This window comes from Pedobacter sp. KBW06 (assembly GCF_003852525.1).
Classification (GTDB): Bacteria; Bacteroidota; Bacteroidia; order Sphingobacteriales; family Sphingobacteriaceae; genus Pedobacter.
On record NZ_QAJL01000001.1, the window covers coordinates 218471 to 233753 of the forward strand.

At 43.2% G+C, this 15283-nt stretch carries 18 protein-coding genes; 5 read left to right on the forward strand and 13 right to left on the reverse strand.

Annotated elements, in window-relative coordinates:
* The first annotated feature begins 197 nt into the window (after window positions 1–197).
* Window positions 198–341 carry a hypothetical protein gene (locus DBR43_RS32880; RefSeq protein WP_158622391.1) on the forward strand — a complete coding sequence of 48 codons (144 nt, stop codon included), beginning with the start codon at window positions 198–200 and terminating at the stop codon, window positions 339–341.
* A 51-nt stretch (window positions 342–392) separates the two neighbouring features.
* Here DBR43_RS32880 and DBR43_RS00790 read toward each other — a convergent pair whose 3' ends face one another.
* From DBR43_RS00790 to DBR43_RS00815, 6 genes are all read right to left on the reverse strand, one after another.
* Complete coding sequence (locus DBR43_RS00790) at window positions 393–1343, reverse strand: YihY/virulence factor BrkB family protein (RefSeq protein WP_124576990.1); 951 nt, start codon at window positions 1341–1343, stop codon at window positions 393–395.
* On the reverse strand, window positions 1330–1707 hold the full coding sequence (locus DBR43_RS00795; RefSeq protein ID WP_124576992.1) for a phage holin family protein: 378 nt from the start codon (window positions 1705–1707) through the stop codon (window positions 1330–1332). Before DBR43_RS00795 ends, DBR43_RS00790 begins: the two co-directional genes overlap by 14 nt.
* Window positions 1708–1782: 75 nt before the next feature.
* Window positions 1783–2970: an ABC transporter permease gene (locus DBR43_RS00800; protein WP_124576994.1), complete on the reverse strand. Its 1188-nt coding sequence runs from the start codon at window positions 2968–2970 to the stop codon at window positions 1783–1785.
* Window positions 2971–3174: 204 nt separating this feature from the next.
* Window positions 3175–4125, reverse strand: a complete 951-nt coding sequence (locus DBR43_RS00805) for an HlyD family secretion protein (RefSeq protein ID WP_233602792.1) — start codon at window positions 4123–4125, stop codon at window positions 3175–3177.
* 9 nt (window positions 4126–4134) lie between these two features.
* A complete protein-coding gene (locus DBR43_RS00810; RefSeq protein ID WP_124576996.1) occupies window positions 4135–5523 on the reverse strand; it encodes a TolC family protein in 1389 nt (462 codons plus the stop codon).
* A gap of 38 nt (window positions 5524–5561) precedes the next feature.
* Window positions 5562–6161, reverse strand: a complete 600-nt coding sequence (locus DBR43_RS00815; RefSeq protein ID WP_124576998.1) for a Crp/Fnr family transcriptional regulator — start codon at window positions 6159–6161, stop codon at window positions 5562–5564.
* Between the two features lie 169 nt (window positions 6162–6330).
* Here DBR43_RS00815 and DBR43_RS00820 point away from each other — a divergent pair, with 169 nt between their 5' ends.
* The 3 genes from DBR43_RS00820 (at window position 6331) to DBR43_RS00830 (ending at window position 8242) form a co-directional block, all read left to right on the forward strand.
* Complete coding sequence (locus tag DBR43_RS00820) at window positions 6331–6576, forward strand: hypothetical protein (protein ID WP_124576999.1); 246 nt, start codon at window positions 6331–6333, stop codon at window positions 6574–6576.
* A 134-nt stretch (window positions 6577–6710) separates the two neighbouring features.
* Window positions 6711–7460: a metallophosphoesterase gene (locus DBR43_RS00825; RefSeq protein WP_124577001.1), complete on the forward strand. Its 750-nt coding sequence runs from the start codon at window positions 6711–6713 to the stop codon at window positions 7458–7460.
* Window positions 7461–7660: 200 nt separating this feature from the next.
* The gene (locus DBR43_RS00830) at window positions 7661–8242 is read left to right on the forward strand and encodes a peptidoglycan-binding domain-containing protein (RefSeq protein WP_158622392.1); all 582 of its coding nucleotides are present in this window, start codon (window positions 7661–7663) and stop codon (window positions 8240–8242) included.
* A gap of 54 nt (window positions 8243–8296) precedes the next feature.
* Here DBR43_RS00830 and DBR43_RS00835 read toward each other — a convergent pair whose 3' ends face one another.
* From DBR43_RS00835 to DBR43_RS00855, 5 genes are all read right to left on the reverse strand, one after another.
* On the reverse strand, window positions 8297–8770 hold the full coding sequence (locus DBR43_RS00835; protein ID WP_124577006.1) for an NUDIX domain-containing protein: 474 nt from the start codon (window positions 8768–8770) through the stop codon (window positions 8297–8299).
* 11 nt (window positions 8771–8781) lie between these two features.
* A complete protein-coding gene (locus tag DBR43_RS00840; protein ID WP_124577008.1) occupies window positions 8782–9255 on the reverse strand; it encodes a hypothetical protein in 474 nt (157 codons plus the stop codon).
* A 219-nt stretch (window positions 9256–9474) separates the two neighbouring features.
* Window positions 9475–10926 carry a nicotinate phosphoribosyltransferase gene (locus DBR43_RS00845; RefSeq protein ID WP_124577010.1) on the reverse strand — a complete coding sequence of 484 codons (1452 nt, stop codon included), beginning with the start codon at window positions 10924–10926 and terminating at the stop codon, window positions 9475–9477.
* A gap of 24 nt (window positions 10927–10950) precedes the next feature.
* A complete protein-coding gene (prs, locus tag DBR43_RS00850) occupies window positions 10951–11790 on the reverse strand; it encodes a ribose-phosphate diphosphokinase (RefSeq protein ID WP_124577012.1) in 840 nt (279 codons plus the stop codon).
* Window positions 11791–11898: 108 nt separating this feature from the next.
* Window positions 11899–12606: an NUDIX hydrolase gene (locus DBR43_RS00855; RefSeq protein ID WP_124577014.1), complete on the reverse strand. Its 708-nt coding sequence runs from the start codon at window positions 12604–12606 to the stop codon at window positions 11899–11901.
* A gap of 227 nt (window positions 12607–12833) precedes the next feature.
* On the opposite strand from DBR43_RS00855, the gene DBR43_RS00860 reads away from it, so the two are divergent.
* Window positions 12834–13670, forward strand: coding sequence for a hypothetical protein (locus tag DBR43_RS00860; RefSeq protein ID WP_124577016.1), 837 nt, complete (start codon window positions 12834–12836; stop codon window positions 13668–13670).
* A gap of 114 nt (window positions 13671–13784) precedes the next feature.
* Here the strand turns inward: DBR43_RS00860 and DBR43_RS00865 are convergent, their stop codons facing one another.
* Both DBR43_RS00865 and DBR43_RS00870 read right to left on the reverse strand, forming a co-directional pair.
* Complete coding sequence (locus DBR43_RS00865; RefSeq protein WP_124577018.1) at window positions 13785–14270, reverse strand: DUF4112 domain-containing protein; 486 nt, start codon at window positions 14268–14270, stop codon at window positions 13785–13787.
* A 115-nt stretch (window positions 14271–14385) separates the two neighbouring features.
* Entirely contained in the window at window positions 14386–15195 is an 810-nt protein-coding gene (locus DBR43_RS00870) for a hypothetical protein (protein ID WP_124577020.1), read from the reverse strand.
* Between the last annotated feature and the right edge of the window lie 88 nt (window positions 15196–15283).

Sequence of the window (15283 nt, forward strand, 5' to 3'; positions counted from 1 at the left end):
CCCTTCGAAGGACTTTCTTTCCGGCCTGCCCGGATCCTCCCCGCTTCTACCAGGCTGCCCACTCGGCGCCGACCCGGTCAGCAGCGTCTGAATAGCAGGCAAAAACCGTGCGCAATTTTTCTAAAAGGCAATTCATCCACAAACAATAACGAAACATATTCGTGTATTGCTATTTAATTAAATATAAACAAAATATTATGGCCACAATAAAGAATGGAATATCAGGTGGTTTTACTGGTAAGACAGGTAGCGTTGTTGGCTATCGCAGCTATGGTGTAGACAGAATGCAATCTGTATCTGAAAGAACCGCAGCTGCTAGTTGTGGCAAAAGACAGGTCTAAGCAGTCGAACAGTCAGTATCCGGGCCCGCAAATTGACGACTTATTGTTTTCCTAAATCTCTTTGTCATTCTCCTGAATTGAGGCTTTGCCTGTTTCTATCTCCACTTCTTTTGTGGTGACTGCATAGCGGGAAGGGTAAATCTCTGAGCCATAAACAACAGCATAAGCTTTCGTAAACTCAGCACCGAAGTACAGGATAATGGAAGAATAATAGGTCCACAGGAGCAAGACCACCAATGAGCCTGCAGCACCATAAGTGCTGCCGACATTGCTTTGTCCGATGTAAAAGGAAATTGCGAATTTGCCAAGCATAAAGAGCAGTGCGGTAACTACAGATCCCAGCATTACATCTTTCCATTTGATGATGGCATCGGGAAGGACTTTAAAAATCACCGCGAAGATCAGCGATACCACAATGAGGGTCAGCATCTGGTTCAGGATATAAAAAATAACCACAGAAACCTCTGCAAAGCTGGCCTGAAGACGGACATTAAATGTATCCAACACCGCCGTTACCGCCAGGGACACCAGCAGTATGAAGCCCAGGCTAATGATCACCGAGAAAGAAAGCACACGGTTTTGAAGGATTTTCAGCCAATCGTTCTTAGGCTTTGGCTTCAGTCCCCAGATCATATTTATGGAATCCTGAATGTCGCCAAAAACGGTGGTCGCACCGATCAGCAAGACGATGATCCCAATGATGAAAGCAACGTTCCCTTTATCGCCGATGGCTGCTTTTTTTACCAGGTCCTGTAATTGTAATGCCGTATCCTTGCCAAGGAATTCATTCAGCTGGGCATAAACCTCACCCTGTGCTGCTTCCTGGCCCAGAAAGATCCCGCAAAGAGAAATGATGACCACCAGCAGAGGCGCCATGGAGAACACAGTATAATAGGCCAGTGAGCCGCTCAGCTTGAAAACCTTATGGTCAATAACTCCGCTGACAGATCTTTTCAGGATCTCCCATACGCCCTTCAAAGTGATTTTCTTAGCAGTCTTCATCCGGATCCTCCTCATCACAATGTTTGTCAAAAAATCTGCTGATGAAAAGATTTACCATCTTTTTTTCAAATTTATCCTTTGTCCATAAGGTCAGGAGCGCGATAAAGGTCAGCAGTAAGGACACCAGGCCGAACCCCCAGGTAAAACTTTGCAGCAGTTCAGAAAGATAGCATGCCAGGGTAAAACAAGCGCCTAAAAACGCCATTAGTATACAAACGATCAGGCCGAGGCTGCTGATCACATCCGCCATCATTTTCGATACTTTTTCTACGGCGATCAGTCGAAAGTATTGCAGGCGGATGTAGACGTAATCCTTGACAAGGTTCCATAGGGTATTCAAATCTGTAGGCTGTTCCGGCTGCATAAAAACGTGTATTTGTCCTTAAAGAACCCGGTCAACAGAAAAATAGTTTTAACAAACTGTATTTTGATCAATTATTTATTCAGCAGCCTGAGCTTCATCTCTTCCCGGACGTTTCTTCATCTGATGAATTTTAATCCGGACGGTGATCAAAGCCAATACGCCGTACACCAATATCAGAACCCCTAAATGCTGGATAGAAGGCCATACATCTGCAAGCGATCCCTGCTGAAAGAGCATCACTTTGTGGGCGTTGAGAAATGGCGTGAGCGGCAATATTGAAGACAACCATTGTACACCAACCGGCATCGCCTCCAGTGGCCAGGAATACCCTCCGATAATAAACGCGGGTGTAGCCAGGAGCATCAGCACCTGAGTCGCCTTTAAAGCGCTCGGGAGCAGCGCACTGATAAACACCCCCAGGAAGGTAGTTGCTGCAATGAACAAACCTGTCGTCACCGCATAATTCATTAAAGGACTTGGAATCGGTGCCCTGAAGATGTGGTGAAAAATATAATAGATGCCCAGTATAAAGATGCTGAGGATCCAGAATGGGATGACCTTAATTAGAATCGCAGAAAAAGCATTTCCTGTACGTCCCAAGAATTCTTTTTCGAGGGTTTTATTTTCATACTCCCTGGCAAAGCTCACTGCAAGGCCCAGCAGCAATACCTGTTGCAGAACCACTGCCAGCACGCCCGGCCACATGTAAGTAAAGTAATTTCCTGTTTCATTATACAAACGGATATAATTCACTTTGAAAGGCTCGTATTGTGTGGCTGCCTGTTCTGCGCCCATTCCTTTTTTCTTTAAGCCCTGCATGTTAATTCCGGCGCTGAATGTTCCAAGGGTAGTTTGCACACCCTGGGAAGCCATATTTGCTGTCAGCAGGTTGGTGGTATTGATATAGGTATTGATTTCAGGATAGCGTTTTTGCAGGACCGATGCCTCAAACCTTTCCGGAATGACCACAGTGACCACGGCTTTCATTTGCCGCATCGTCTCAGTTGTCCCGTTATTGGTATTTTTAACACGGACCACCTGAAGCTTTTCATTCTCACCAAGCATATCGATCAGCTGGTTGCTTAAAGGGGTATTGTCCAGATCTACCACGATAATAGGCAGGTGCTCTACTTTTCCTTTTTGATAAACGAAACCGAAAAGCAAGGCATAGATGATGGGTGCCAGCAGAAATACAGATCGTAATGTGCTATCGGCAAAGAACAACCCAAATTCCCTTTTTATCAATGCGAAGAAGTTTTTCATCTGTTTATATCGTTTTTATAAGGTTATGAAGCGATCATGATCTCGTTATTATACATGAAGATCTATTGCTTTTATTCTATTCATGAGTTCGCAAGCGAGGTTTATTTCGTTACGTGATCTGTAAGGTCATGACGGCTTCATTGGTATATCATTATTTTTAATGGTTATGAAGCGACTACAAACATGCTTTCATTGGCAGGGGTCTTACAAAACAACAGTAGCGTTGACCAGTAATTTCTCTGCAGCCTGTTGATCATCAGGGATGATTTTCACTTCATACACCCCTTCTTCCACATCATAGTTCGGGTAAGCAGCAGTGATGTCTGCATAACGTGTCAGCTGTTTAACGGTCTGTATTTTTCCCTTTAACTTTTCCTTGTTGTAGATCACGGTCACTTCGATTGCTTCGCCTTTCTTATAGGCAGCGATTTTACTTTCAGGAATCGTGAACCTGAAATAAGTAGTTGCAGGCAGGTAACCATTAAACAAAGGATAACCTGCAGTAGCCAGCTCCCCTACCCGAAGGCTGATCGTTTCTACCTGCATATCGTTGGTGGCAATGATGTACCTTTCGGACAAGGCAACCTGCACCTCCTGTAATACGCCCAATGCCTGTTCTGCCTGGCCCTGAGTAGCGGTTTGCGTTTCCGGGCGGACTCCTTTTTCGGCTTCATTGTATTCTGCATTTACGGCCGTCAGCTGTGCTTTGGCCCCATTGTATTTAGCCGTAGCTTCGTCAAAAGCCTGTGGGGTCATCATGCTATCGGCAAACATTGCTTTCGCCCTGCTGAAAGATTTCTCTGCAAATTTAAACTGCTCTGTGATTCCGGATTTCTTGGCCCGGAGTTGTTTCAGCTGATTTGCCGTTGCCCCGTTCTTTGCCATATCGCGTTGTGCTCCGGCCGCCTTTACGGCTCCTTTTGCCTGGGATAGTTTGGCGTTTACCTCCGGCACATCCAGCATGGCCAAAGTATCGCCTTCTTTTACAAAATCGCCTTCTTTCACATAAATCTTTAAAACACGCCCGGTTACCTTTGGCGCGAAGGCCAGAGTTTCGCGTTTAATCTTACCTTCTGTACTTTTTTCGGGCTTCGAGCAGGCAGATGCTGCCAGGATGAGTACAAATAATACGCTTTTGAATGAAGTGTTCATCATATGTTTCATTTATTGAATGGTATTGCGGTTTAGGCTACCAGTAGCTTTTAATAATTCGATGGCATTGCGGCGCTGGTTAAAGACCGCCTGAAGATAATCCAGTGCAGCACCCTGATAATCGCTTTCTGCACCGATCAGATCCGCTGCTTTTATCAATCCGGTTTTAAATTCCTTACCGGCTTGTGTCAGCGCATTTTCCGCCATTTTCATTTGTTTCTGTTTGAGCAGCAATTCCGAATTGGAATTGTTGTAATCCGTTTGTGTCTTGATCAGGTTTAGTTTCAGTTTTTCCTCCGCTTCGGCTTTTTCGTTTTCGGCTTTCTTCACCTCAATTCTCGCTTGCTGAACTTCTCTTTTACCCTTATTTCCATCAAAAATATCCCATTTAAAGCCAACACCAACGGTAAAGTTTGGTGCCACCTCTATCTTGTTCGTATGGCTGCTAAACCTCCCGATTACAGGAAGGTCATGCTTTCCTTTCATGTCCACATCGAACAGGTTCAGATAGCCCAATGATGCCGCAGCCTGCACCTTCGGTTTCCACCAGGTTTGTGCCGCTTTCAGTTTAAAACCCTGTGCTTCTATGGCAGCAGAAAGGGCTGAAAATTCAGGTCTGTTTTCTATGGTATTTTGAGAACTTAGGTTCTGAATAGGAGAAAGATCGTTTTCTATCTCCCCTAATCTTTCCAGGCTAATTCCTGTAAGCATTTCCAGTTGATGTAATAAAAGGTTTCTTTTTCCTTCGTACTCTTGTATTTTAGAAGCAAGTGTAGCCTGTGCCACCTCCACTTTCTGATGTTCGTATTTGGTAATCAAGCCATAATTTAAAGCTTTATCAGCTGTTTTCTTATTGACATCGTAACGTTCCCTGCTTTTATCGAGCAGAAGCTTCACCTGTCTGAGCAGGGCCAGCTGATCGTAAGCTTTGCTGATCTCTGTAATGATCTGCTGGCGGTCCTTCTCCAGTAAAGCGGTCTGTGCCTTCGTTTTCGCATCTACTGCGCTTTTAAGTGCCGATACTTTCCCACCGGCATACAGTACACTGCTCAGGCTAAGGTCGGCTTTAAAAAGGTTTGCGCTGGAAGTAAAGCCGGAATTGATTTCCGGAATGCTGATCAGGTCGAATAAAGAGGTCCCCGGTAATCCCAGGTTAACGCCATTGGCGAGAAATGCATATTTACCAGACACTTCTGCATTGGGCAGGTATACTTCTGATAATTTCTTACGGTCGATTTTAGAAAACTCTATATCCAACCGCTTATTGGCAAGCATATGGTCCTTATTCAGGGCACTGTCAATCAGCTCAGTTAATCCCGGAGGACCAGATTGCTGTGCATGCAGAATTAAAGGAGAAGATCCGATAAAGAGTACAAAAATGTGTTTTAAAAAAGCTTTCATTACACAAGGATTTTATGAAGGGGCAAAGGTCTGGTTAATTAAGCAATTTTCTTTTGATCTGGATCAAAAGCGGTCTTTTTTCTGTTTCTGATTCTACTCAGCGTTTCCTGCGTGATGCCAAGATAAGAGGCAATTGTTCCCAGAGGAGCCCTTCCGATGATGCTCGGCTGTGTCTCCATCAGGGTGTCATATCTTTCTTCCGCGCTGAGAAACTGAAGCGCCACGATCCGCTCGCCAGCCTTTAACAGGAAGCTTTGCAGGGTTTTATTTTCCAGGCGCTGCATCTCCGGAAAGTCGATAAGCAACTGATTCAGCGCGGCATAGGAGATGGCATTCAATAGTCCGTCTTCCAGTATTTCCATGTTATATTTGGAGGCGGATTGCGTGAAAAAGCTTTCCGGGATGGTGACAAAATCTCCTTCCGTATAATAGCCATAGGTAATGTCTTTACCTGAAGAATTGTGGTAAAAGATTCTGACCAGCCCTTTCTCTATAAAGAATAATTCCCGGGCGATTTTTCCGGTTTCATGCAGACTTTCTGTTCTGAAAACCTTTCGTTTTACAAATTTCTCCCGGATCGCCACTTCCATTTCTTCAGAAATAGGGATCACTTTTTCGATTTCTGTTAATAAGAGCATGCTTTAAACAAGTAGGTGTATACTGCAAAATAATCAATTTTATGCGCTAAACGGAGAGAAACAAGAGTTTTTTGCTAAAATAAAAATCACCTGAGGTGAAGGTGCCTGATAAATTACATTTTCTATTTTTTTTATTTTATATTGTATCTATATACTAATCAAGCAATTCATGGAAAAATTCAAAGAAAATCAGAAAAATCTGCTGACGAGAGCGGAAGCAAAGAAAATTTTAGGGGGTAAAGAAAACCCGAATGGTCCAACTGGTTGTCCGGAAGGAACGCATGAATATACCTGTCGTTGGGGAACAAACTGGAGAACGTATTGCGTAGCGAACGGGCTTGCCGATCCTAGCTGTGATGATCCATATCCAGGATGGACGCCGGAACCTGGAGTAGGTTTTCCAGGCCCGGTATAGTTAAATCACTTAATTTAAATCTAAGAAGGGGCTTCTAGCTCAATTCGCGGCCTCTTCTTTTGAACGCTTTACTGACCATCGCTCTACATTCTTTCGATAAAAAATCTATCTTTAACGGTAATACGGCTACCACAATGAAGATACAGATTATAAGTGACCTACATCAGGAGTTTGGGATTTCAGAATTAAACTTTGAAAATGCCGATCTGGTCATTTTAGCCGGAGATACCAATCTAGGGATAAAAGGAATTGAATGGGTTAAAAAATACATTCCGAATAAGCCTGTACTCTATATTCTTGGAAATCACGAATATTATAAGGGGAGTTATCCAAGGACACTTCATCAGATTATCGAAGCATCCCGGAACTCCAATGTAACGGTTCTTGAAAACAACAGACTGGAGTTTGAAGGAATCAGGTTTCATGGTGCCACTTTCTGGACGGATTTTTCTTTGTTCGGGAGTCCGGTGGAATACGGAATTATCTGTCAGGCTCAGATGAACGACTATAAAGTCATCCGCCGGGACCCCTCCTATTCTAAACTGAGAAGCATAGATACTTTTAAAATCCATCAGATTTCCAGGGCCTGGCTGGAGGAAAGCCTGGAAGAATCGAGGGGCTATAAAAACGTTGTGATCAGCCACCATGCACCAAGCCTGCAATCTGTACCTGAATTATACCGGAATGATCCCGTAACGGCCGCCTATGCTTCCGATCTGGAAGGATTGATCAGGAAATATAATCCATTGTACTGGATTCATGGCCATATCCATACACCTGCAAGGTATACCATCGGTCAGACAGAAGTGATCTGCAATCCGCACGGATATATTAATGAGAAATATAATGGCTATAACAAAGCGTTATTGATCGAAATCAGCTAGGTTTAGGAGAATAAACCGAAATTATTTATATTAGTATATTCATAAAATTAACCCTCAAAATCCATCGCTATGGCTACCGGAAAGGACCTTTTAGCTGCTGCACGAATTCATTTAGGAGAGACTTATGTTTTCGGAGCCAGAGTACCAATGAACAATGCCAACTGGCGGGGCCTTGGGATTGCGCAGAATTCATCACTTATGTGGTCAATAAGCTAACCAACAAATTATATGGTTACAACGCAGCTGAAGGTGAGTCTTATACGGGCTATTGGCAAAATGACGTGGAAAGGAAAATCGTTACTGCCATTTCTATCGAAAAAGCGAAGTCAACCCCAGGTGCAATATTGCTCCGAAGACCAAAGACTATTGCCAATAAAAAGATCATTGGTCACATTGCATTTTGCAGTGGAACCGGAGGAACAGTTGAAGCAAGGGGATCGAAATATGGTGTTTGTGAATATGTGGTAGGGAACAATAATGAAAGAGGCTGGGACACGGGACTTTTGATTCCGGAAATCGATTATCAGTTAAGCCCTTCCACTGACAACAAGCTGACTACTTTTGAAAAATTCAGTGCTGATGAAAAGGCTTTTTTAGCACCACCAGCAGCCCTGGACACTTCGAAACTGATCCGTAAATTAGTGACGCTAAATTATCTGGAGCCTTCTACTGATCGCTATGATGAAGACGTTATGCTGGCTATCTATAATTTTCAGCTTTCTGAGGGACTGGAGCCTTCTGGTCAGCCCGATACAGATACATTAGCAACATTAGGTGTTTAATTTTACGGGAATTAATGGCTGAGACAGACATTCCGGAATAATTACGCGTATAAATCAGGAGAGTTTACAGGTATTTAACAGGGTATTCAATTCCAGCAAAAAAGGAAATTGCTGTTCGTTCAGGTATTTTTCTGACTCTTCCAGGCAGAACCAGCCTGCTTTATCGACTTCTTCAAAAGCGACTATTTTGCCGGATTTTGGTGGCCACTCCAGGTCAAAGGTATTACAGCGGATTCTCTTATGGTCCAGGTCTCCGGCAACAGCCCAGCAGCAGACCTGCTTTCCTCCCTTCTGTACAATGGGCTGAAGTTCTATGAACCTGCCTTCCGGCCGGTATCCGGTTTCTTCCTCAAACTCCCTTATGGCAGCTTCCAGAGGCAATTCGTCCGGTAAAAGCTCTCCCTTTGGCACGGTCCACCAGCCCAGGTCTTTATTGCGAAAAAATGGGCCACCGGGATGTACAAGAAAGAATTCCAGCCCTTTTACCGTCTTTCTATACAACAAAATACCTGCGCTTTGCTTTGCCATTTTCTTTAGGTTTAAGTGTTTTCCTTTACCACCAACATGATCTGCTTAACCGCTCCGAGGTGATAGGCCGCATGGGGAAGTAATGCCAGTGTTCCTTTCCACAAATCAGGATTTGACCAGTCTTTAACTTCAGCAATAGCCTCCCGAACGAGAAGATAAGCCTCTAAAAGGTCTTGCTGCAACTCAATCCATTGCGATTCATTCACTTCAGAAATCTTCCAGCTTGTTCCCCAGTCATCGGGAGGTGTGTTTCCTTTATAGAATTCAAGCGCAAAACAGAGGCTCCATCTCAGGTGTTCGGTATGAGAAGCAATGGTACTCCCTCCTTTTACAATTCGTGTGGAAGCCTGTTCGGCACTGATGGTTTCTATTGCGGCGGTAAAACCATGTCCCGGGGTCGCATCAATAACCCAGCTTTGCTCATTGTGCGTTCTTACATATAATTCCTGCAACAAATCGAGTAACCCTTTGATCGAATCTTCCATAAGTATGGTATTGATTAATAGAATCTTATTACCTTAACATCCGGCAACAAAAAATGTTTAACGATACGCTACTTCATGAATAAATACATTGCTACCACAGTAAAAACAGGACATACCCCATACCATAAAGGTAGCAGGAATTAAGTTTCTGCTACCTTTATGGTTCGTTAATCAGAGGACCTGATCATCATTGAATGAATTGATCTGCTTTTTTTGCAGTTAAAGTTGAGCAACCGCTACCTGTTCCTGTGCTTTGATCAGTGTTCTGATCTCTTCCAGACTGGTTTCTTTCATCAACTTTCCATCGCGATAGATTACCTGAAGTATAGACTCTGCTTCTTCAGCAGGGCTGCATTGATCTTTGGTCAGATAGGTATCTCCTTCTTTTCTCAGGCAAAGCATTCCTTTTAATGATTTCTTTTTATGATCGGTGATCGGATCTTTTTCAATTTCTCTAGGCTCGCCGTTCACTTCCACATAGGTCGCTTTGATGGCAAAACCCAAGGTATCACGACTGTGGTTTCTTAAAATTCCACCTACTCCAATTACCAGGTTGCTGGCTGCGTAGCCCATGTTTTTCAGGCGTTCCAGTGTTCTTAAATACCTTTCGATGTACATACCGTCACCATAGATCAGCCCTACTTTCGGGTTTAATATTTTGTATCCTTTGCTGTTTAGCGTAGAACCGAATTTCTCATCTAATAAACGGATGGCCCCTTTCCACTCATTGCTTCCTTCTTCTGCCTCAGGGTTTCCGCAGATGATGTATTCCGGATTTCCGCTATCTGGCCTGAAGACCACTTTTCCATCTCTTTTCAGGATGTCTTCTTTTAGGGTTTCCGCGAAATCAGTCAGCACTTTGTATACATCAAAAGTATCAGATACGATAGATACGATCCCGGTAGGGTACAGCTCCAGCATATGGCGGAAAGCACCGATCTCATCTTCTCTTCCGAAAGAACACATCACACTGTGCTCACTTGCAGGAACAGAAAGCAGAATTGGGGCACCCTGAATGTCTGCATTGTAATATTCCACCGCGCAAGGTAAGGCTGGTACATTATCGCTACCCAGGAAAGACAGCAAATGTGCTACTCCACTGATCGCCGCTCCTTCTTCTGAAGCATCCCCGCGATAGCCGAAATCGTGTACCTGGAAAGCCTTGGCCGCTTCCATTTCAATTTCGTCGGTTTCGCTGAAATAACGGGTTACAATTTTACGGTACTCATGACTGCAAGTCGCTACGGTGATGGTATACCATAATTTTAGCAGTAAGCTCTCCATAAATCCAACTACCCAATAGAAATCAGGATGGGTATTGGTGATCGTCATCAGTACATTTCTTACGGGCATGATCGTTCCTTCTTCTACCGCTTTAATTTCTACCGGCAGGTAGCCCAGCTGACAAAGGCTTCTGATTTTACTTTCTATTTCAGGAGAATTGCTTCCCAGAATCAGCTTACGGTAAGTCAGGAATTCCTCTCCCATTTCCGGAGTGATCGGTTCAGATAAATATTGTTTGATATAATATTGAAGTCCGAAGAAAACAGTTTCACTGAAGTTTTTGTCGCTTCGGGCGGTGAGGTAAGAATATACTTTATTGCAGCCGGGAGCATATTGTTCCATGTGGCCCATTTTGTAAACGTCGGTTTGAAGAAGGATATTTTTCATAATAGATTTTAAATTAAAGGAAGGTTACAATTCGATCAGGTCGGCCAGCGGGATTCTGCTGATCAGGTCTGAGCTGTCGTTTTTTATAGAGTCTGTGGTATAGATATGGTCAATCCAGTCTACCAGTTCCGTTTCTCCATGAGACATGATGCCATGAGAAACAATGAGGCTGACTTTACCTGCGTTGCGTTTTTTAAGTTCTTTTGCCACACCTACGAAGGTGGCGCCACCATCACAGATGTCGTCAATGATGAAGCAGTCTTTGCCACCCAGATCGTCCTGATCAACGGTAATCTGTTTGATCTTTCCATTGCTCACATCTCTCACTTTGTTGCAAAGGACGATGTCATTTTGATAGGCTAAGGCTTCGGCCAGTTTATAGATCTTTTTAAGGGCGCCGGCATCCGGAGAAACCAACAGGTAATCCGTATGGTTGCTCAGCACCTGTTTCGCCAGGCTATAATTACTGATCAGTTCGCAGTTGTCAAGTAAAGCCAGGGATACTTCGGAATGTACATCAAAGACATACACTTTCCCGAAGTTGCAGCTGTTGATCAGGTTGCACATCACCCTGATAGATAATGGCTCTCCTCCTACCATCACCCTGTCCTGACGGGCATAAGGAAGGTAAGGAATAAATACGCTGATGTTTTTGCTACCGTTTCTGCGCAATGCATCTACTGCCAATAACAATTTCATCACCTCGTTGGAATCGTTCAGTCTTGCAGAAACCAGTACTTCTTCTGCATGATCCTGTAATTTGATGTGTACTTCACCTCCGCTAAATAAAAAGCTTTTGCTTTCTATCTCTTCCAGGGAAGAATTGAAGGGTTTGAATCCGGTTGATAAATTTAATACTTTCATATCTATTTGCGTTACAATGACACAAATTAAAGTCTTTATTCTTTCTTAAGCAAATTAATTTGTGTTTATTTTACACAAATTAATTTTAAAACTCATAATCAACTGATACTAAAGGAGTTTATTAAGATCGAAACCATTCACTTTAAGCTGTTTATATTTTTCATAATCGAAGGAATACAAATTCCCAGGTCGTCCGGCCCCTATTGAGGGTGCCTTTTCATCCAGTTCAATAACCAGGCCTAAAGACATCATTTTACGTTTAAAATTTCTCCGGTCGATGTTATGACCTAATAATTTCATGTAAAGTTGTTCCAGATCAGAAAAGACAAATCTGGTATCCAGGAGTTCAAAACCGATGGGTTCATAAGTAATTTTTGCCCTTAAGCGGGCGATGGCTTTCGCTACGATTTCCTGATGATCAAAAGCCAGTGCGGGAAGGTCATAAATATTGAACCAGGCAGCTTCTGAGGCATCTGTGGAGGCAAACAAACTGAAATCAGCAGATTTAACCAGTCCGAAGTAAGCAACGGAGATGATGCGGGTTCTGGGGTCACGGTCGGGTTTGCCAAAGGTAAAGAGCTGCTCCAGGTAATTGATCTCGACTCCTGCTTCCTCCTGAAGCTCTCTTTCTACCGCCGCTTCCAGGCTCTCCCCATTGTGTACAAATCCACCGGGTAGTGCCCAGGCCCCTATAAAAGGTTCAATCTTCCTTTTGATCAGGAGTACGGAAATTCCATTTTCCTGATTGTAGCCAAAAACAATAGCGTCAACGCTCACTTTTATATCCTGTTTAATGGCAGATGTAGTTTTATTCATTTGTAGAGATAGCTTGCTGCAAAGTAATAACATTAATCGGGGAATCGGAAAAGAAGAAGAAAACTTCGGATAGCAAAAGGAAAAGCGAAAAGCAACCGGAAATCACCAGGCCCATCCGGAAACAGTACAATTCACAAAATAAATATTTTTTGTTTCATTCCGACTATGGAGTTATATTCGTTTAATCAATTCTATTATTATTAAATTTCCCAAATAATCACCCGTTTATGAACGAGCAAAAGGATTATATCGTTGTCCCCTTCCCAGAAATCGAGGGCCGGTTTGGCCTGAATATTCAAGACTACAGTTCCGGATTGTTTTTATCTAATAACCCGGCGGATCCGGCAGTATATGAAGATCCGGGAGCGAATACTTTTGCGGTTTATGAGGGCGACACCAGGATGGATATTTTAGACCTCAGTGTTTTAGGACAGGGATTGGCGCAGGCCCAAAACAGGGCAATCCTGGTGGTCGGGAATCTTCATGTAAATCAGCACATCAACATGTACGGAACAGATGTCGGTTATCCGATATGTCTGTATGTGACCGGAAATTTAACGGTCAATAATGTGGTGATGAGCTCATTGTCTGATCTTGTTGTACTGGGTAATATTGAAGTGAAAAACGCTCTCTATGCCGTAAATACGGAATGCGGCTATATTGCCTGCGGAGGAAACTTTAGTGCAGCGAATGTATACCTGGAATCCTTTGGTTTAACCGTTAAAGGCAATTTAAATGTTCCGGATTTTCATTATTATGTGAATCTGAGCAGAACAGACATCGATACTCCATTAGAAGATTTGGACATAAATATTGGTCAACTGGCCGGGGCAGCCCCCATTGCCTGCGGAGAGAGCGGCATTAAATATTTTGACCTAATGGAGGATATTGAAAATGGAGATCTTGATTTTGATGATCTGGATGAAAATGAAATGAGTAAAGTGGATGCACTTTATAAGGAACACTTCGTTTTTAAAGCTCAGTATTATTCTAAACACAATGAATTTGACGTATCGAACAAGGTGTATCAGGAAATACTCAAGGGCGAGGATATTTTTGGATAAAGTTTTGAGCAGCTAACATTTTTTACTGCCCAGGTAATTTCTTCTTCTACCTGATTTTTTAAGACTTTAGCCTTTTCTCTGTTAAAGTACATACCAAAAATAAAGATTAATCATCTAAAACAAACTGATGATCCAGGCTGCAACATACCACAGGATAACCAGAAGTATGATGAAGATGATAAAAAGCACAGCCAAAGCCAAAAGAATGGTACTTTTCCCACTTCCCTGATGCTTTCCTTCATGGTAATACTCTTCCATGAGCTTCATGTTCCTGGTATTTGATTTAAAGAAGAAATCCCAAACCTGGCCGATTCCTGGGATCGCACCTATGGTGGCATCAAGAAAGATATTGAGGCACATCAAAACAACGATCTTACTGGTTAATCCTTTACCGGACATCGCCAGAACTAACCCTCCGGAGATGATGAATCCGGCGAAATCTCCTGCAAAAGGAATGAGGTTCAGGATTGGGTCAAGTCCGAAGCGAAACTGCGTTCCCGGAAGCCGAAACTGCTCATCCATGAGGTAAGAAAGCTTCCTTACCGTCCTGATGGTCGGGGAATCGGGAATTTCATTTTGGTGCTGGGCAGTCTTTGACATTTAAGGTAAACGGAATCTGAAGCCAAATGTTTTAGCGAGGTGGGTTATTGAATGTTATTTTACAACCCGCATGGCCTGATTGCTCAAATCATGCGGGTGTTCAGTTTATAAAAGTCTAAGGCATTGCATTTAACTGATTAGCCCAGCTTGGTTTTGTTGAATTGAACAAAGCATTGCGCTCTCCGTATTTCACCCCATACATATGAAGTGTCCCACCGCCCAATTCCTCTAAATCCAATACCTGACCAGCGAATCTGGAAGCGATATAAAAATATTCAGAATAGGCGATTTTCACATATTCTATAATTCCTGCAGGCAATGTCCCTGGGTAAGAAAGGAGTGCTGCGCGCTGTTCTGTAAAGGAACCTGGCACAGAAACTACTTTTTCCGGGTGCGGAAAAACCTGAAGAATAACTTCGTTATAACTTCTTAATCTTTCTTTAATTGCCGGTATTTCCTGTGGAGCAAGCACGGAACCACTTGCCCCCCCCAGTGCGTACCAATAAAGGTGCATAAAGGATTCCTCTCCGATTTCAACCTTGCATGTAATACAACCTCCCTCTTCCAGCAGCTTTTTCTTTTCTGCTTCTGTAGTTGGAATTTTATTCTTTCCGCTTAAGGCCCCAGCCATACACTTCTCATAGTTGTCGTTTGCTGCTGCCCAACCCGGAGAACCCCATTTCTGCTTTTTCATCTCATCGCCCAGATTTATGGAGCAGCCAATTGTTCCTCCCACCCATTCGATTTCGTCGGGCCCCAGGATTCCTACGCCCGGATCTATTCCTACCCCGCCGGTAGCAGACTTTTTCGACAATACCTGAGCTTCGGGTAAACCTGAGGCCGCTTTTTTACAACTCCATAAAGTAGCAGTTAAAACTAGCGCAAAACAGCCCCCTGTGATTACATTTTTAAATTTCCTCGACATACATTTTAAATTATTTGGTTTTTAACCGACAAGATAAGCCAACAATTAACAATACAAAACAAAAAGGCATTAAAAAAGTAAAATATTT